This is a genomic window from Photorhabdus akhurstii (genome assembly GCF_019090985.1).
GTDB lineage: Bacteria > Pseudomonadota > Gammaproteobacteria > Enterobacterales > Enterobacteriaceae > Photorhabdus > Photorhabdus akhurstii.
Map to the genome: position 1 here is coordinate 2,041,164 of NZ_CP020335.1, position 18,297 is coordinate 2,059,460.

The 18,297-nt window shown below is 42.6% G+C and carries 13 protein-coding genes; 7 read left to right on the top strand and 6 right to left on the bottom strand.

The features are described from left to right. Positions 1–229: 229 nt before the first annotated feature. On the bottom strand, positions 230–1,543 hold the full coding sequence (locus B0X70_RS08840) for an FAD-dependent oxidoreductase (protein WP_036778908.1): 1,314 nt from the start codon (positions 1,541–1,543) through the stop codon (positions 230–232). 153 nt (positions 1,544–1,696) lie between these two features. Here B0X70_RS08840 and B0X70_RS08845 point away from each other — a divergent pair, with 153 nt between their 5' ends. The 4 genes from B0X70_RS08845 to B0X70_RS08860 all read left to right on the top strand — a co-directional run bounded on the left by B0X70_RS08845 (position 1,697) and on the right by B0X70_RS08860 (position 5,808). Then, positions 1,697–2,371 carry a TetR/AcrR family transcriptional regulator gene (locus B0X70_RS08845; protein ID WP_110086808.1) on the top strand — a complete coding sequence of 225 codons (675 nt, stop codon included), beginning with the start codon at positions 1,697–1,699 and terminating at the stop codon, positions 2,369–2,371. Between the two features lie 333 nt (positions 2,372–2,704). Then, positions 2,705–4,453, top strand: a complete 1,749-nt coding sequence (gene ldtD / locus B0X70_RS08850) for a L,D-transpeptidase LdtD (RefSeq protein ID WP_217471331.1) — start codon at positions 2,705–2,707, stop codon at positions 4,451–4,453. Between the two features lie 113 nt (positions 4,454–4,566). Further along, positions 4,567–5,115 (top strand): peptidoglycan L,D-endopeptidase MepK, encoded by a 549-nt coding sequence (gene mepK, locus B0X70_RS08855; protein ID WP_217471332.1) that lies wholly within the window; start codon positions 4,567–4,569, stop codon positions 5,113–5,115. 45 nt (positions 5,116–5,160) lie between these two features. After that, a complete protein-coding gene (locus B0X70_RS08860) occupies positions 5,161–5,808 on the top strand; it encodes an MBL fold metallo-hydrolase (RefSeq protein ID WP_036807099.1) in 648 nt (215 codons plus the stop codon). 146 nt (positions 5,809–5,954) lie between these two features. Here B0X70_RS08860 and B0X70_RS08865 read toward each other — a convergent pair whose 3' ends face one another. The 5 genes from B0X70_RS08865 to pncB all read right to left on the bottom strand — a co-directional run bounded on the left by B0X70_RS08865 (position 5,955) and on the right by pncB (position 13,354). Then, positions 5,955–7,145 carry an amino acid aminotransferase gene (locus B0X70_RS08865; protein WP_217471333.1) on the bottom strand — a complete coding sequence of 397 codons (1,191 nt, stop codon included), beginning with the start codon at positions 7,143–7,145 and terminating at the stop codon, positions 5,955–5,957. A gap of 222 nt (positions 7,146–7,367) precedes the next feature. Beyond that, positions 7,368–8,543 (bottom strand): porin OmpC, encoded by a 1,176-nt coding sequence (ompC, locus tag B0X70_RS08870; protein ID WP_269468760.1) that lies wholly within the window; start codon positions 8,541–8,543, stop codon positions 7,368–7,370. 505 nt (positions 8,544–9,048) lie between these two features. Next, positions 9,049–10,194: a porin gene (locus tag B0X70_RS08875; RefSeq protein WP_040152848.1), complete on the bottom strand. Its 1,146-nt coding sequence runs from the start codon at positions 10,192–10,194 to the stop codon at positions 9,049–9,051. Positions 10,195–10,531: 337 nt separating this feature from the next. Continuing rightward, positions 10,532–11,932, bottom strand: a complete 1,401-nt coding sequence (gene asnS, locus B0X70_RS08880) for an asparagine--tRNA ligase (protein ID WP_217471334.1) — start codon at positions 11,930–11,932, stop codon at positions 10,532–10,534. 207 nt (positions 11,933–12,139) lie between these two features. Beyond that, positions 12,140–13,354 carry a nicotinate phosphoribosyltransferase gene (gene pncB, locus B0X70_RS08885; RefSeq protein ID WP_217471335.1) on the bottom strand — a complete coding sequence of 405 codons (1,215 nt, stop codon included), beginning with the start codon at positions 13,352–13,354 and terminating at the stop codon, positions 12,140–12,142. Positions 13,355–13,700: 346 nt separating this feature from the next. Between pncB and pepN the strand changes: the two genes are divergently transcribed. The 3 genes from pepN (at position 13,701) to pyrD (ending at position 18,167) form a co-directional block, all read left to right on the top strand. Next, positions 13,701–16,313 (top strand): aminopeptidase N, encoded by a 2,613-nt coding sequence (gene pepN, locus B0X70_RS08890; RefSeq protein WP_217471336.1) that lies wholly within the window; start codon positions 13,701–13,703, stop codon positions 16,311–16,313. A gap of 205 nt (positions 16,314–16,518) precedes the next feature. Beyond that, positions 16,519–16,788 carry a CCDC90 family protein gene (locus B0X70_RS08895; protein ID WP_040152855.1) on the top strand — a complete coding sequence of 90 codons (270 nt, stop codon included), beginning with the start codon at positions 16,519–16,521 and terminating at the stop codon, positions 16,786–16,788. Positions 16,789–17,156: 368 nt separating this feature from the next. Beyond that, a complete protein-coding gene (gene pyrD / locus B0X70_RS08900) occupies positions 17,157–18,167 on the top strand; it encodes a quinone-dependent dihydroorotate dehydrogenase (RefSeq protein WP_040152856.1) in 1,011 nt (336 codons plus the stop codon). Positions 18,168–18,297 lie beyond the last annotated feature (130 nt).

Genomic DNA, 18,297 nt, shown 5'->3' on the forward strand with positions numbered 1-18,297 from the left:
AAACCTACCAGATAATCCGGGCATGGATTTTTATTATATTTTTTAGACAAAGATATTCTGGCCGATACGATAGTAAATAATCGATTCTACCTTATCAAGTCTTTATTTTTCAAAAAGAAGTTATCACTGGTTTACCAAAACCAGACTCTATTCTTGAGCCGACGCAATATTACCGCAAATTCTTTGCTAATCGTTTATTCAAGTTATCTGGAGGTAAAGTGAAAGCCTCTTATTGCGTACTACTCAAAGAGTGTGTAGTACCTAATTTTATTTTTCCCTGGTGTTGCGCAGATTTTGTTATCGGGAATAGCACTCGCTTTATTGGCGGTAAAGTTTGTGCAACCCGAAGTACAGTTCGAAACAGTATTCGCTTGATCATCGAACGATCGGCTGCATTTAACGCGGTACGTAACGAAATTTCAACGGCCTCATTAGCATATGTTCGCATTTGTTGTTCATAATCTGAAATCGCTTTGATTAAATCTTCATGACCGGATGCTACCTGAGTCAGCGTCTGTGTGAGCAAAAGTGCGTCTCGAAGCGCTGTGTTTGCCCCCATTCCTACCATTGGCGTCATGTTGTGAATAGCGTCGCCAAGGAGTGTGACAGCGCTGGAACGCCAGGGTAAGAGGTGATCCATACTGCGTAACGGAATCACAGAGATGTTTTCCATATCACTCTGCTTAATTAGGGTATGCAGATTTGGGTCCCATCCAGCAATACGGGTACAGATCAGATCACACAGAGATTCCGCGGGAAAATCGGTAATCGTATTCGGGTAGCTATTCGTTGCTGCTGCGTAGGCCCACATGACAAAATCACCAATTTCTGTCGATGTGGCCTTTACTTGGGTATTGATCGGAGCACGCCATAGAGAGACAAACAATCCACCAGAGCTTTTAGGCACGATATTGTTGGGCGACCCATCCAGCAAATATGGAGGCAATGAGGCAGCAAGAGCTTGGGTAAGACGCACGCGTCCAACGGTGAGTGTGACGCCAATATCAAGCCTTTTTATCGCGGGGAGGTACTGCTTGCGTACTCTTGAATTGCTTCCATCTGCGCCGATAAGAACATCAACATCTTCGTGACTTTTATCTGTGAAAAAAAGCCTGACTTTACCGTTTTGCATGTGTTCATAACGCTCGAACGTTTTGTTCCATTGAACGGTATCTGACAGCCCCTCATTTAATACTTCTATAAGTTCGGATCTGCTGATTGACATCCGATCTTCGGTAATAATTTGTCCATCCTCCCTATGAATATTTCTCTGTGCTTCGAGAAGAAGATGTAGATGTTCATCATAGAATCTTGTCTGTCCGCCGACAGGTTTTGAAATCTTTTTAAAGGTTGACCAGTTAGTTTCCGGTAGGCATTCCTGCATAGCCTGCTGGCCGAACGTATCGACGTAAATGCCATAACCGGGAAGTATGGATGACGTAGCAGAGCCACGTTCATAAACTTTCACTTTTATTCCATTTTTACGCAGGCCATGTGCCAGGCATGCACCACCAATCCCTGAGCCGATTATTCCAACGTTCATTTCTTTTTTCTCCATAAGTAGTACGATGTGATTCTGAAAGAATCATGGTGACTATAGCTGGCTAGGATCACAGCCATCAGTCGTGTTACTGCTATAGTCTTAATAATAGTATACCGTACCGTTCGGTACCAATAAAAATTTAGGTTTTTTTACATGACAAGTACACCTAAAGCCCAAACAGATCACAAAAGAACCCGTTCGTACTCTAGAATTTCAGGAGAACGAGTTAACGAGCTGTTAAAAATTGCTGCTCAAGTATTTGCAGAACGGGGTTTTGATGGTGCCAGTATCAATGAGATGGCGAAACGTGCTAATGCTTCGAAGGGAACCTATTATAGCCGATTCCCTTCTAAAGAAGAGCTGTTAGTCGCTGTCGTCAGGCAAAGAATAGAAGAAGTTGAAGTCGGTCTGGACAAGACGATGAACCGCGAACCAGATATTGGGAAAGCGTTAACCATTTTTGCAGAGGAAGTTCTCACGGCAATTCTCTCTGAGACAATGATCGCAAACTACCGGGTGGTAACGTTGGAGTCTCAACGTTTTCCGCAGTTAGGTAAGATCTATTATGAAAAGGGAGTCAAAAAGATCGTAGATTTTCTTGTCGAATATCTGGAACGAAAGATGAAGGAGGGAAAATTGAACATAGTAGACCCGAAAATCTCCGCAGAGGTGTTTATCGATGGCATCATTGGAACGCCAAGGCTTAAGGCTACTTTGGGTATTGGTTTACCGACTCCAGAGGAGAAATCTCAGCGAATTGCCATCGCTGTTCAGTCATTTCTCGCTGCATATGGTACAGCTTCATGTGATAGCGCTTCTTCATCATGATAGTCGCGTTGTTGTAGTAAACAGATGTAGTAAATCAGATGTAGTAAACCAGAAATTATTGTAGGAATGGCGTTGAATTGAGGGCCTGCCTGTTATCAGGTAGGTCTCTCTGCTGAATTAAGAAAGCGATTTGCATACCTTGAATTATAGACGAGACGCTTTGGCGTCTTTTTTGCTCTTGTATGCTGGGTTGGCTGGCGATGGCTTATTATATTTCCTTTGCAGATAAATAGTTTACAATGTAAATAACTTGTTGTTTTTCTTTGATTAGAGTCTGAATTTGTCATAATTAAAATTAACTCATGAGAATGTTCTGAAGGTGGGTATGTTGATATGGTAAAAAGAGCGATAAAGCCACTGTGTATTTCGGTTATTTGTAGCACATCGATAGTAGCTGGATATGCTTTAGCTAATCATCAGAGTAGGATTATTGAAGGTGATATGCAAAATCTGCCAAAAATGCAGGTTGAAAAGATATCTGAGACAACCATACCCGAACAGGTACAAATTCAAACTGCTGCAATTTCAGAAACAGAGCGTCGTAAAATAGTGCGAAGCTGGTTACCAGCGCAAGTTAAGCCTGTTTTCTTTGACCAATTGGTTAGTTTGTACTCTTCCAATCAGATGCAACCTTTGTGGCAAGATAAAATCGCGGTTCAACGCTTTGAACAACAACTTTCAGAACTCGCATTGGCTGGCTTTCAGCCGCAATTTGGTCAATGGCTGACTGAACTCAATGATGCTCAATTGAGTCAGATGGGACGTGATCTCATCTTATCGGATGCTATGCTAGGTTATTTACAATTTGTTTCAGATGTCGGTCAGCAGGGCCAAAGCTGGCTCTATCGCACTATGTTATATAACAGCACTACACCGTACAAAAGCATTACAGCATACAAAATTGTATTACCTTCATCAGAAGTTGTGGATCAGTGGCAGCAAGCTATTATCGATCACAATGTGGCCGCTTATGTTGCAGCATTGGCGCCACAACATCCTCAATATGAAAATATGCGCAAGGAGATGATGAAACAACTGGCTGATAGTAAACCGTGGCCACAGCTTTCTGATAAAAGTGCGCTAAAACCGGGACAGAGTAGTTCTGATGTCGCTGTGTTGAGAGAAATACTTATTCGCCTTGGGATGTTGAGTGAACTGACAGCTCAAGCAGATCATATCTACGATCCTGAATTGGTGACTGCGGTAAAAAATTTCCAGCGTTGGCAAGGGTTGGCGCCGGATGGCGTAATTGGTAAACGCACAAGAGATTGGCTAAATACTTCACCTCAAACTAGAGCGGGTTTGATAGCGCTTAATATCCAGCGTTTGCGTATTATCCCAAGCCGTGTGTCTACAGGAATTATGGTCAATATTCCAGATTATTCATTGCATTATTATCTTAATGATCAGGAAGTGTTGGACTCGAAAGTGATCGTTGGTCGTCCAAGCCGTAAAACACCCATTATGAGTAGTGTGCTGAATAATGTGGTGATTAATCCTCCCTGGAGTGTGCCGACTAGCCTGGCAAGAAAAGATATCGCGCCACGAGGGCTTGATGATCCCGGATATTTTCAACGGGGAGGATACGTTATCTTTTCAAATTGGCGTGCTGATGCCAGTGTCATCGACCCTTACACGATTGATTGGAGTGTGATTACGCCTGCTAACTTTCCTTATCGAATATGGCAAGCTCCGGGGCCGACTAACTCATTAGGCCGCTATAAATTTAATATGCCAAACTCGGAGGCTATCTATTTGCATGATACGCCGAACCATAACCTGTTTAACAAAGACATTCGGGCGATCAGCTCTGGTTGTGTACGGATTAACAAGGCTTCCGAATTAGCGAATATGTTATTGGGAGATGTGGGGTGGACTCAAAACAAGGTGGCTAATACCGTGAAACAGGGCAATACCGTTTATGTTAACATTCCACAGCGTATTCCTGTTTATTTGTATTATTTAACTGCTTGGGTAGATGAACAGGGGATTCCTCAGTACCGTACCGATATTTATGATTACGATAATAGTGTGAGACAAGGTTCCCAGTTTTTGTCAAAGTTGTTACCTTTACAAAACTAAATGCAACTAATTTTTGTTATTAGTTGTCTCATAGACCAGTGACCAGTGACCAGTGACCAGTGACCAGTTGCCTGGTGGTTTATTTTTTCCATAATCTGAGTAGATGTTTCTTCATGGATATAATTGATCATAATCGCCGTAAGTGGCTTTGTGTGGGGGCTGCTGCTTTAGGTTTGAGTTTTTTGCCGGGGCATGTTTTTGCGACTCTGGCAACTCCACGCCCACGGATTTTACGTTTTGACAACTTACATACGGGTGAAACGATTAAAGCCGAATTTTTTGACGGCTATCGTTACAACAAAGAAGAGCTGGCCCGCTTGGATCATCTGTTTCGAGATTATCGTCAAAATAGAGTTAAGACTATCGATCCTAAATTATTTGATCAGATTTATTTGCTGCAAATGATGATGGGGATTAATAAACCTGTACAACTTATTTCTGGTTACCGTTCACTAATAACCAACAATCAGTTGCGCAAGCAAAGTAAAGGCGTGGCTAGACAGAGTTACCATACTCGCGGGCGGGCGATGGATTTTCATATTGAAGGTATTGAGCTTAGTCGTATTTGCAAGGCTGCTCTGAAAATGAAAGCGGGAGGAGTAGGATACTATCCACACAGTAATTTCGTTCATATTGATACAGGTCCCGTCAGGACATGGTAATCTGGTGAGTAACTATTTTGTTTTGACTATGGAGTAAATGAAATAATGAAATACCAAATTATTCCTGTTACTGCTTTTATGCAGAATTGTACCCTTATTTGGAATGAAGAGAGTAAGGAGGCGGCAATTGTTGATCCGGGGGGAGAAGCAGAGAAGCTGATCGCCGAGATAGAACGCCGTGGTTTGAAATTGACCCAGATTTTGTTGACTCATGGTCACTTTGACCATGTTGGTGCAACAGCGGCAGTCGCTAAACATTTTAATGTGCCGGTCTACGGACCGCAGCAGGAAGATGCTTTCTGGATTGAAGGCTTGCAAGCTCAGAGTCGGATGTTTGGCATTGAAGAATGCCCATCATTTGAACCTGATCGCTGGTTAAATGAAGGTGATGAACTACGAGTAGGGGGCGTTGATTTATCTGTGTTGCACTGTCCAGGGCATACGCCAGGGCATGTTGTGTTTGTAAATCATGCGGATAAACTGATTTATATGGGAGATGTTCTGTTTAAAGGGGGAGTTGGGCGTAGTGACTTCCCACGCGGTAATCACCAGCAGTTAATTAACTCAATTAAAGATAAACTTCTGCCACTTGGTGATGATTATGAATTTATTCCAGGGCACGGGCCAATGTCGACGTTAGGTTATGAGCGCCAGACTAATCCATTTTTACAGGATGAAGTACCAGGTTGGTGATGATCAACCCGTTCTATTTTCATTTTGATGTACTCAATGAGATTAATATCGCAATTGTGTCGAGTGTCGAATCTTCTGAATGATAAAAGCCGCTGAAATTCAGCGACTTTTCAGAGTAAGGTAAATATAGTAAGGCAAATGTTAATTTAGAGTACTGCAACAATGGCTTCACATAGTGGAACCATGTTTTCCAACGTCAAACCAGCGACGTTAATACGACCGGAACTGACAGCGTATATGCCAAATTCCTCACGCAGACGTTCTACTTGTTCTTTTGTCAGACCACTGAATGAGAACATACCATTTTGGCTACTAATAAAGCTGAAATCCTGTTTTGCCCCTTTTTCCTGCAAGGTATTGACAAACAGTTGACGCATACGCTGGATACGTTCGCGCATGGTGGTCAGTTCCTGTTCCCAAGCTGCTTTCAGATCTTCATTTGACAAAATGGTAGTGACAACAGATGCACCATGAGCAGGTGGGTTGGAATAGTTCGCTCGGATGATCGCTTTAGCCTGACTGAACGCTCTTTCGGCTGTATCGCTGTTACTAGCAACAATGGTACAGGCGCCGACACGTTCATTGTACAGGCCAAAGTTTTTAGAGTAAGAGCTGGCAACAATCAGTTCATTGTGATTTTTCGCAAAAATGCGTAGGCCCTCTGCATCTTCATTCAGGCCCTTGGCAAATCCTTGATAAGCGAAATCAAAAAGAGGCAACCAGCCTTTCTCCGCAGACATTTCTGCCAGCTTAGCCCATTGTGCCGGGCTGGGATCGATGCCCGTCGGATTGTGGCAGCAACCGTGGAACAAAACAACATCACCTGCCTGAACTTCAGATAGGCTTGTTAGCATGCCTTCGAAATTCAGCGCATGTTTTTCAGCGTCATAGTATTTATATTCACGGACTTCCAGGCCTGCGGCGGAAAAAACGTTTTTATGGTTTGGCCAGGTTGGGTTGCTGATCCAAACCCGTTTAGCATTAGTCTGTTTGGCAATGAAATCCGCAGCAATACGTAAAGCACCTGTACCGCCAGGGCTTTGTGCTGTGCGGGCGCGCTTATCTGTGACGACTGGGTGATCTTTGCCAAACAGTAATTCTTGAGTTACACAGCCAAATTCGGTTAAGCCGCTAATCGGCAGATAATTCTTTGTTGTTTCGTTTTCCAGTAAATATTGTTCAGCTTGTTTAACACTACTCAGAACAGGGGTTTTTCCTGTTTCATCTTTATAGACACCGATACCAAGGTTGATTTTATTTGTACGAGGATCAGAACGGAAACTATCGGCTAAGCCAAGAATAGGGTCAGCAGGCGCTGCTGTGATTTTCTCAAACATGTTTGTAATTCCAAAGCTCAGAGTTAAGCTCAAAAGGGTAGTCAGGTTAACGCCGCTAAAACAGTTTGCCAACTATTTGTCGTAAAAAGAAGATAATCTTGTGAGGCAGTTTGCGGAGTGAGAATAAAGAAGGAAAATATAAGACTAAAAAAGCAGCACATAAGCGCTGCTTTCTCTTAATGATGTTTAACTTGTTCAGCTAAATCTATTTACCAACGGTAATTAGAATTGGTAAATCATACCTACGCCAACAACGTTGTCAGTGCTGATACCAACGTCTCTGGTGAATTCATTGCTATCCAACAGGTTGATTTTGTAATCAACATAGGTAGTCAAGTTTTTGTTGAAGTAGTAGTAACTACCAACAGAGATATATTTTACCAGATCGCGATTGTCGGATTCTTTCCCATCGTGATCAATGTCACCAAACAGGTTTTTACCTCTGGATTGAACGTATGCCAGAGATGGACGTAAACCGAAGTCGAACTGGTATTGGGCGGTCAATTCGATGTTCTGGGTTTTGTTAGCGACGCTTTCCCAGTTTACACCATCAACTTTTCCACCGAAACGAGTCATGTTACGGGTTTCACCGTACATGGCAGCCAGGTAGATGTTGTTGGCATCGTATTTAACACCAATGTTCCATGCTTCAGCGCGATCACCTAAGGCAGTAGAGCCAGTAGGTTTGTCTTTTTTACCTTCTTCTTCAATAACGTTAAAAGTAGTCTTTTGCGCAGAAGTACGGGCAGAGTTAGAGTATGCACCACCGACGCTGATACCGTAACCTACGTCATAGGTTGCAGCGAAACCGTAACCATCACCGTTGTCTTTACGGTTGACACGGCCATTAGCAGTGTTTTCGCTATTTTCACCCTGATATTGCAGAGCAAAGTTCAGGCCATCAACTAAACCGAAGAAATCGGTATTACGGTAAGTCAACAGACCAGTAGAACGGCCAGTCATGAAGTTATCAGTCTGCGCCATTGAGTCGCCACCGAATACTGGCAACACGTCGGTCCAAGCGTTGACTTCATAAACCACACCATAGTTACGGCCATAGTTCATTGAACCGTAGTCGGACAGTTTCAAACCAGCGAAAGCCAGACGAGTTTTAGTTTCTTCGTCAGTACCTTCTGCACGGTTACCTTTGATGTTGTATTCCCAACGGCCAAAACCGGTCAGTTGGTCATTAACTTGAGTTTCGCCTTTGATACCCAGACGAGCAAAGGAGTTATCGCCATCTTCGCCGCTTTTGTTGTTAGCGAATTTGTGCTGGACTTCAACTTTACCATACAGATCCAGTTTGTTGCCGTCTTTGTTATAAATTTCAGCTGCATTTGCTGCGCCAGCAGCTAACAGAGCTGGGATTACTACTGCAAGAACATTGCGTTTCATCATTTATTATTACCCTCATTGGTGTTATTCGGACACCTGCCACTGCCAAAAATAATTCTTTAAAAATTTACGGAACTATTTGTGAGAGTTTAGTGTCGTCTGTTTCACTGTCAAGTGTTTCATTGGTTGTTATTTTTATCCACTCACAAAATGCGATAAAAAAGAAAATTTGGTAAAAATGTGAAACAAAGTGTTTCAAAATGTAAATGAGAGGTTGTTTTTTGAGCTCTGGTCGGTCCAGTTTATTAAAAAAGAGAAAAATGGAGAGCAGTCAGTGGCGGAAGAAAATTACCTGTTTATCTTAATAAAAAGAGTAAAATATGATGTTTATTTCATCAGTCATATCTCTTATATGTAACTTACTGATATGCTTGTCGATGTGTTATATACCATTTTTTAACAGATACCTAATAATGATTATTCTTGAAAAAAGTAGTGCTCACTTTAAGTGAGCACCATAACATGTTAATTGGCTCTCCTATTAACCTGTCTAATTTATATCAGACGGCTAGAATTGATATACCAAACCTACACCTACCGCGTTATTTGTGTTGACATCGAGATGTTTGGTGTAGAAGTTGTCATGTACTAAGTTGATTTTATAATCCACATAAGTGGATAAATTTTTGTTAAAGTTATAATAAGAACCAATAGAGATATATTTTACCCAGTCCTGATGAGTGAAAGAAGTTGTTCCTTTGGATTGAACATATGCCAGAGATGGACGCAGGCCAGAATCAAACTGATATTGGGCCGTTAATTCAATATTACGGGTTTTTGCGGAGACGAAATCTTGGTAGCCGAAAGAGGTCATATTGTGAGTTTCACCATACATGGCGGCCAGATATACGTTGTTTGCATCATATTTGGCGCCAACGTTCCATGCCTTAGCTCTTTCACCGCGAGCGACAGAAGTAACGAGCCTTTCATGTGTAATAGGGCGGTCAGCATTGGAGTAGGCTCCCCCTACGCTGATACCATTGCCTATATCGTAAGTAACAGAGAGACCGAAGCCGTCGCCGTTACTACCACCATTGGGCTTAATGAGATCACCGCGCTTACGAATTGAATTGCGGCGGTTGTTGCTGTCTTCGTCGTTCTTACCTTGGTATTGCAGGGCGAAGTTCAGCCCATCAACCAAGCCAAAGAAATCTGTATTGCGATAAGTCAAGACACCGGTAGCACGATTAGTCATGTAGGTGTCAGCCTGCGACATGGAGTCTGCACCAAATACTGGCAGTACGTCGGTCCAGGCATTGACGTCATAGAGAACACCATAATTACGACCATAGTCTAGGGAACCGTATTTAGCCAATTTCAGACCAGCGAAGCCCAGACGAGTTTGATTGCCTTCGGAATTGTTTTCCTCAGCTTTGTTAGCCTGAATATTGTATTCCCAACGGCCATAACCCGTTAGTTGGTCATTGATTTGGGTTTCGCCTCTGAAGCCCAAACGAATGTAGCTTGCATCACCATTTTCACTATAGATAGGGGATTTATTTGAGCTTTGGGTAATTTTAGAGAATTGATGACGCGCATCAACTTTGCCATAGATATCCAGTTTATTACCATTTTTGTTATAAATTTCAGCGGCATTTGCTACACCAGCAGTCAACAGCACGGGGATGACCACGGAAAAGATACTACCCTTCATTATTGTTACCTTCATTTAATTACTATCGTTAATTACCGTCATTGGTGTTATTCGGACATCTGTTACTGACAGAAATAATTCCTTTAAGAAACTCGTTGAAATTATTTATGAAAATATCGTGATGTCCGAGTCGGGGCACAGTTTTTCATTAGCTGTAGACTTTATCTATCATTTAATTGATACAAAGTGACGATTTTTGTAATAAAGTGAAAATAATATATTGCAAAATGTAAATGGAATGGGATTTTTGATCGTATCTTGAATTTGAAGAATAAAAAAAGCCAGCTTTTGCTGGCTTTATATATAATAATTTCTTAATGTTTGTTTTACGCAATCATTAGAAGTTTGCGCTTCTTGGCGTGCGTGGGAATGGGATGACATCACGTACATTTGGCACACCAGTCACGTAAGCAACCAGGCGTTCAAAGCCCAGTCCAAACCCTGAGTGAGGTACGGTGCCATAACGACGCAGATCACGGTACCACCAGTAATCTTCTTTATTAAGCCCCATCTCTTCCATACGTTTATCCAGCATATCCAGACGCTCTTCACGTTGTGAGCCGCCGATAATCTCACCAATGCCCGGTGCAAGTACATCCATTGCTGCGACAGTCTTACCGTCGTCGTTCATTCGCATATAGAAGGCTTTAATATCTTTTGGATAGTTTTTCACGACAACCGGAGCTTGGAAATGTTTCTCGGCCAGATAACGTTCGTGTTCTGAAGAGAGGTCAACTCCCCAGAAGACTGGGTTTTCAAATTTCTGGCCGCAGTTTTGCAGAATTTCAATGGCATCGGTGTAATCAATCTGAGCAAAGTCAGAATTGACAAACTTTTCCAGGCGGGTGATGACATCTTTATCTACGCGTTCAGCGAAGAATTGTAGATCATCAGCGCGCTCTGCCAATGCGGCTTTGAAAACATATTTCAGCATATTTTCAGCCAGTGAAGCGGCATCGTTGAGGTTGGCGAAGGCGATTTCCGGTTCAAGCATCCAGAATTCCGCCAGATGGCGGCTGGTATTAGAGTTTTCAGCACGGAAGGTGGGACCGAATGTGTAAACTTTGCTTAATGCACAAGCATATGCTTCACCGTTCAATTGCCCGGATACGGTCAGAAAAGCTTCGCGGCCAAAAAAATCTTGGTTGAAATCCACTTCACCTTTGTCAGTTAACGGCAGATTTTGCAGATCCAGCGTAGAGACGCGGAACATTTCGCCGGCGCCTTCTGTATCAGCAGCCGTAATCAACGGGGTGGAAACCCAGAAGTAACCATTTTCATGGAAGAAACGGTGTAATGCTTGAGCAAGAGTATGGCGCATACGAGCAACGGCGCCAATCAGGTTGGTGCGTGGGCGCAGGTGAGCGACATCACGCAGGTATTCAATACTGTGGCGTTTCGCGGCCATTGGGTAGGTATCAGGATCTTCAACCATGCCGATCACCACGACTTGGGTCGCTTGTAGTTCAAAATTCTGCCCTTGGCTTGGGGAAGCAACGACTGTCCCTGTTACTTCGACAGAACAGCCGGTAGTTAAATGCAGAATTTCATCCTGATAATTAGGCAAATTATTATTAACGACGGCCTGTAATGGATTAAAGCAGGAACCGTCATAGACGGCGAGGAAAGAGATGCCAGCTTTAGAATCTCTCCTTGTACGTATCCAGCCGCAAACGGTGACTTCACTATCAACCGCAACCCGGCCTTGCAGTACGTCGACTACAGGCGCTACGCTCATAGATTTCTCTCTTCTTTATATATCAGTTCAGGTTTGTGAAATTGAATATCCCCACAAGGGGCAACTTGTTCTATGTTACTTGCCCTGTTTCAGGAAACAAGAGGAAATCATCAATTTAAATGGTGAAATAGAGGGGAAAGGCGCTTTTCAGATGTGCTGCTGCGTTATCTGCCAGCAGCACAGGAGTATTTTGGCATGAAACTTGGGTTAACAAGCTTGTTTAACCTGAGGTATATCAAAAGCTGCGCGTAGCCTGTTAACAAACTCGTTATCTTCACAAATGGTTTTGCCAGGGCTGTCTGAAAGCTTTGCGACTGGTTTGCCATTACATTCAACAAGTTTGATGACGATATTCAGTGGCTTAACCCCTGGAATATTACAGGTGAGTTGCGTACCGATACCGAAAATCAGGTTTATTCTGTTGTGGAAATGACGATAGAGCGCTAGCGCTTTTTGGAAATCCAAGCTGTCAGAGAAGACCAGCGTTTTCGTCATTGGGTCGATATCCAGTTTTTGATAGTGGGCGATCGCTTTCTCACCCCATTGAACGGGATCGCCGGAATCATGGCGTAAGCCTTGATAACTTTTGGCAAATTGGGCATCAAAGTCCCGTAGGAAAGCGTCCATTGTAATACAGTCGGTCAAGGCAATACCTAACTGGTTAGGATATTCTTTCAGCCAACTCTGTAATGCTTCTCGTTGACTGCTAGCCAGATCCGGGCTGATTTGCTGATGAGCTTGAAACCACTCATGCGCTTGTGTGCCAACCGGAGGGAGTCCAAGCTGTTGTGCAAGTTGATAATTGCTAGTGCCAATCAAATAAGGGAAATGCTGTTGCAGCTCACTGACGATAGCGTGTTGAACACAGTGTGAGAAACGGCGGCGTGTACCGAAATCCATCAGTTTGAAATTGGAGAGATCGATTCCTTCATTTTCAGCATTTTGATAAAACAGTTTGATCAACTTGCGTAGCTGATTAACTGCGTTTTCCACTGTATTATCTGGTGAGTGATAGCGATGAACTAATTCACTAATTAGCGCCAGTAGTGGAACTTCCCACATAATGACTTCATGCCATAATCCTGAAATACGGATAGCTAATTGGCCACCCTCTGTAACAGAAATATTGACTTGTTGTGGGTTAAAACGAAAAGTTTTTAACCAATCCAGATAATCAGCCTTGAAAAAAGGCAGACTGGAAAGGTAATTAAATTCAGCATCGGTTAATGCCAAATCAGCCATCGTATTAACTTGATAGCGTAATTCTGTGGCATATTCACCTAGCATTTCATCGCCGCGGCAGCGAAACTCTGCAACAACAGGCATGTGGCTGTAGCGGTGATACACTGCTTGTTGCATATGAAGTTTATAAGCGTCAGTATCAAGCAGTGATTTTATAATTGGGGTAGCGTCTAGTGTCATAGCGCGTTATGCATCCTCACGGAGCGTATTCGTATTAGCTAAATCGATAAAGTGGGAAGAGTATACCGGGATTATTTTGTTATTGAAGTCGCATAACATCATATAGTTCACCAAAATATCGAAGCTAAACAGGGCCTTTGGTCAAATGTTATCATGTTATTTGATCATTAGGTGATGACAAGCACCAAAGAATAAACATATTCCTTACACAACATCATACTCGTTCTTAATGAATGTTTAACGTCAGAAGGTGCGTTATTCACTCTTGAAATTCAACCTCTTTCTATGGCAGCGTAAGGCTTGGTATTGAATTAATTCCATCAGGCATGAAACAAAAAGGTTTCTTATGACACAACAGCGACAAGCTAAGTACCGCCGGGATTATCGCGCTCCCGACTATACGATTTCTGATATTGAACTCGATTTTAATCTTGATGCCGATAACACGGAAATCACTGCAATCAGCCAAATAAAACGTCTGAGTCACGAAATAACGCCATTAGTGTTGGATGGTGAAGACTTAACGCTGAAAAGTCTTCATGTGAACGGTCAACCGTGGGCGCATTACCGTGAACAGGAGGGGACGCTAGTCATTGAGCAGTTGCCGGCTCAGTTCACTTTGAAGATTGTTAATGAGATCCATCCATCGAACAATACGGCGCTGGAAGGTTTGTATGTTTCTGGCGATGCGCTTTGTACCCAGTGTGAATCGGAAGGGTTCCGCCACATTACTTACTATCTCGATCGTCCTGATGTATTGGCTCGTTTTACAACGCGTATCACAGCCGATAAAGCCAAGTATCCGTATCTGCTTTCAAACGGTAATCGGGTTGAGCAGGGAGAAACCGATGATGGGCATCATTGGGTGAAATGGCAAGATCCATTCCCGAAACCATGTTATCTGTTTGCTCTGGTCGCGGGTGATTTTGATGTGTTGCGCGATAGTTTTACGACGCGTAGTGGCCGTGAAGTTGCATTGGAGCTGTTTGTTGATCGTGGCAATCTCGATCGGGCTGATTGGGCGATGACTTCCCTGAAAAATTCTATGAAGTGGGATGAAACCCGTTTTGGCCTTGAGTATGACCTCGATATTTATATGATTGTTGCGGTGGATTTCTTTAACATGGGCGCTATGGAGAATAAAGGGCTGAATGTCTTTAACTCCAAATATGTGCTGGCGAAGTCTGAAACTGCGACTGATAGAGATTACCTTAATATAGAAGCTGTGATTGGCCACGAATATTTCCATAACTGGACCGGGAATCGCATTACTTGCCGCGATTGGTTCCAATTGAGCTTAAAAGAGGGGTTGACGGTATTCCGTGATCAGGAATTTAACTCTGATCTTGGCTCTCGTTCTGTTAATCGTATTAATAATGTGCGAGTGATGCGTTCGGCGCAGTTTGCGGAAGACGCCAGCCCAATGGCCCATCCAATTCGCCCGGATAAAGTGATTGAGATGAATAATTTCTATACCCTGACTGTGTATGAGAAGGGCGCGGAAGTTATTCGTATGATTCATACCTTGTTAGGTGAAGAGCGATTCCAGGCAGGGATGCAACTTTATATTCATCGCCATGATGGCAGTGCTGCAACATGTGATGATTTTGTTCAGGCAATGGAGGATGCGTCAAATGTGGATTTGTCACTTTTCCGTCGTTGGTATAGCCAGTCTGGTACTCCCGTACTGACAGTTCGCGACGAATATGATGCAGAAAAGCAGCAATATAAGTTGCATGTCAGTCAGATGACGTCGCCTACCGCTGATCAAAAAGAGAAACTGCCTCTGCATATTCCTCTGGATATTGAGTTATATGACAGTAAAGGTCATGTTATTCCGCTACGTTATGATGGTCAACCGGTTCACCATGTATTGAATGTGACCAATGCAGAGCAGACGTTTGTATTTGATGATGTGCCGTCACTGCCGGTTCCCTCTTTATTACGGGAATTCTCAGCGCCGGTGAAACTGGATTACACATTCAGTGATCAGCAATTGGCATTCCTGATGAAACACGCTCGCAATGCGTTTTCACGTTGGGATGCGGCTCAGTCGCTGATGGCAAACTATATCAAATTGAACGTTATCCGTTATCAGCAGAAGCAGCCGATCGAATTGCCAATGCATGTGGTGGATGCTTTCCGAGCGGTATTATTGGATGAAGAAATTGATCCGGCTCTGGCGGCTCATATTCTGACTTTACCATCAGAAAGTGAGATGGCGGAACTGTTTACGATTATCGATCCTAAAGCGATTCATGAAGTTCTGGATGCAATCACCCGTACGTTGGCTCAGGAAATGGCTGATGAGTTTGCGGTGGTTTATAACGCTATCAATATCGGTGCATACCGCGTCGCTCATCAGGATATTGCTCTGCGCTCTCTGCGTAATATCTGTCTATATTATCTGGCCTTTGGTCATCAAGGGCAGGCTGATAAAGTGGTATCAAATCAATATCATCAATCTGACAATATGACTGATGCACTGGCGGCATTATCTGGTGCGGTGCTGGCAGAGTTGCCTTGCTGTGATCAACTTATGGCGGAATTTGATGATCGATGGCATCAGGATGGTCTGGTGATGGATAAATGGTTTAGCTTACAGGCAAGTAGCCCGGCGGCAGATGTGCTGGCTAATGTGCGTAATCTTCTGAATCATCGTTCATTTAGTATCAGTAACCCAAACCGGGTGCGTGCTCTGATTGGAACATTTGTTAATAATCCAGTTGCATTCCATGCTGAAGATGGCAGTGGTTATCAATTCCTGGTAGAAATTTTGACTGATCTTAACAGCCGTAACCCACAGGTTGCTTCTCGTTTGATTGAACCGCTGATTCGCCTGAAACGTTATGATGAAAAACGTCAAAACATGATGCGTAGTGCGTTGGAACAGTTGAAAGAATTGGAAAACCTGTCTGGTGATCTGTTTGAAAAAATTACCAAGGCATTAGAAAGCTGATAACTATTTATTGGGTTATCGGGCTAATGGTTATTAGCCCGATTTATCTTCTGGATAATAAATTTCTTCTTGCCAGCATTGGGTTGGAAGTAAAATGCAGTGGTCAGTATCTCATGGTAAAACTGATATGTGGTTAATTTTTATGTCTCTATTGTATTATTGTTAATTTAAGGGCGGTCAACCAGTAACTTTAGAGGATAAAAGAATGGCTTTACTTACAATGGATACACATACAGCAGTTAAGGCACTCAAAGCGTCTGGTTTTAACGATGAGCAGTCTGAAAAAATCGTTGAAGTTATTACAGAACTGCAAAACATAAGTGTTGTCGCCAAAGCAGATCTAACAGTTGCCACTGAGAGCATTAAAACCGATATTGGTACTATAAAAACAGATTTAGATTGGATTAAGAAACTGACATTAGCAGTTGGTATTGCTGTTGTTATTGCGGCATTGAAATACATTTTTATTGGTTGATGCTTGATACTTGTAGTATGAAAATTGCTCAAGATATTAAAGAGCATCCATTGGTTTACCCCCCTTTGAGTTGTTCGAGAGAAGTAAAGTATCTTGGGCAAAAAAGTCAACGATTGTGGTCACCAGTGTATTCTTGTTATATCAATGCATTTTCCCGACTTTCACGCGCAACATCTAGGAGAGATTTGCGCCTAATTAGCATATTTCTGTAGATTCATCCCATATTATTCGGTTACTCTACCTGCCGAAATATTTTTAGGATTAAAAATGAGCGTTTTTTAGTTCAAAAATTTCTAAGTGGCACATGAATGTGTATAGTTTTACTTTTATAATTTAATGTTTATAAATTAATTAATAGGTTCAGAATTATGTGCTACCCACTAGTCAGGAAAGCGTTGTTCCAACTTGATCCGGAACGGGCGCACGAATTAACCTTCCGCCAGCTTAAGCGTATTACCGGTAGTCCTTTTGAGTTCCTGATCCGCCAGTCAGTTGCGACGAAGCCTGTTACTTGTATGGGCCTGTCATTTAAAAATCCCCTCGGTCTGGCCGCGGGCCTTGATAAAGATGGCGATTGTATTGATGCATTTGGCGCAATGGGATTTGGTTTTATTGAAATTGGCACCGTAACCCCACGCGCTCAGGCAGGAAATGATAAGCCGAGATTATTCCGTATCGTTGAAGCAGAAGGGTTAATTAACCGTATGGGCTTCAATAATCTTGGTGTTGATAACCTGGTAGAGAATGTCAAAAAGGCAAAATATGGCGGAGTTATTGGGATCAATATTGGCAAAAATAAAGATACGCCAGTAGAGCATGGGAAAGATGATTATTTAATCTGCATGGATAAAGTTTATCCTCATGCTGGCTATATCACAATTAATATCTCTTCACCTAACACACCTGGCTTAAGAACGCTTCAATACGGCGAAGCGTTGGATGATCTATTATCGGCGATTAAAAATAAACAGAGTGAACTTCAACAAAAATACCAGAAATATGTCCCTGTTGCGGTAAAAATTGCGCCAGACCTTTCTCAAGAAGAGTTGATTCAAATTGCAGATAGTTTAATTCGTCATAATATCGATGGTGCTATTGCAACTAATACAACGTTAGACAAGAGATTAGTTGAAGGGCTTAACTATTGCCAACAAGTTGGTGGGTTAAGTGGTCGGCCGGTCCAGTTGCGTAGTACAGAGATTATTCATCAGCTCTCTCAGGAATTAAGCGGTAAAATTCCCATTATCGGTGTTGGTGGAATAGATTCACTTGTCTCTGCCAGAGAAAAAATAGCGGCGGGGGCTTCTTTGATACAGATTTTCTCTGGATTTATCTATCATGGTCCAAAATTAATCAAAGATATCGTCAATCATATCTAAATCTTGCTGTTAATTTATCATTGGGGGTTTATTTTTGCCCCCAACTCATCTATATTTGCTCTGAACATCTAAATTTTATCTGTATCTTCACGTGTCTTTTAATTATGGCAGGGCTTATTTCACTGAATAG

Excerpts from the sequence above, each read along its gene's own strand:
- B0X70_RS08840 (WP_036778908.1), bottom strand. The coding sequence starts at position 1,543 with ATGAACGTTGGAATAATCGGCTCAGGGATTGGTGGTGCATGCCTGGCA.
- B0X70_RS08845 (WP_110086808.1), top strand. The coding sequence starts at position 1,697 with ATGACAAGTACACCTAAAGCCCAAACAGATCACAAAAGAACCCGTTCG.
- ldtD (WP_217471331.1), top strand. The coding sequence starts at position 2,705 with ATGGTAAAAAGAGCGATAAAGCCACTGTGTATTTCGGTTATTTGTAGC.
- mepK (WP_217471332.1), top strand. The coding sequence starts at position 4,567 with ATGGATATAATTGATCATAATCGCCGTAAGTGGCTTTGTGTGGGGGCT.
- B0X70_RS08860 (WP_036807099.1), top strand. The coding sequence starts at position 5,161 with ATGAAATACCAAATTATTCCTGTTACTGCTTTTATGCAGAATTGTACC.
- B0X70_RS08865 (WP_217471333.1), bottom strand. The coding sequence starts at position 7,145 with ATGTTTGAGAAAATCACAGCAGCGCCTGCTGACCCTATTCTTGGCTTA.
- ompC (WP_269468760.1), bottom strand. The coding sequence starts at position 8,543 with ATGATGAAACGCAATGTTCTTGCAGTAGTAATCCCAGCTCTGTTAGCT.
- B0X70_RS08875 (WP_040152848.1), bottom strand. The coding sequence starts at position 10,194 with ATGAAGGGTAGTATCTTTTCCGTGGTCATCCCCGTGCTGTTGACTGCT.
- asnS (WP_217471334.1), bottom strand. The coding sequence starts at position 11,932 with ATGAGCGTAGCGCCTGTAGTCGACGTACTGCAAGGCCGGGTTGCGGTT.
- pncB (WP_217471335.1), bottom strand. The coding sequence starts at position 13,354 with ATGACACTAGACGCTACCCCAATTATAAAATCACTGCTTGATACTGAC.
- pepN (WP_217471336.1), top strand. The coding sequence starts at position 13,701 with ATGACACAACAGCGACAAGCTAAGTACCGCCGGGATTATCGCGCTCCC.
- B0X70_RS08895 (WP_040152855.1), top strand. The coding sequence starts at position 16,519 with ATGGCTTTACTTACAATGGATACACATACAGCAGTTAAGGCACTCAAA.
- pyrD (WP_040152856.1), top strand. The coding sequence starts at position 17,157 with ATGTGCTACCCACTAGTCAGGAAAGCGTTGTTCCAACTTGATCCGGAA.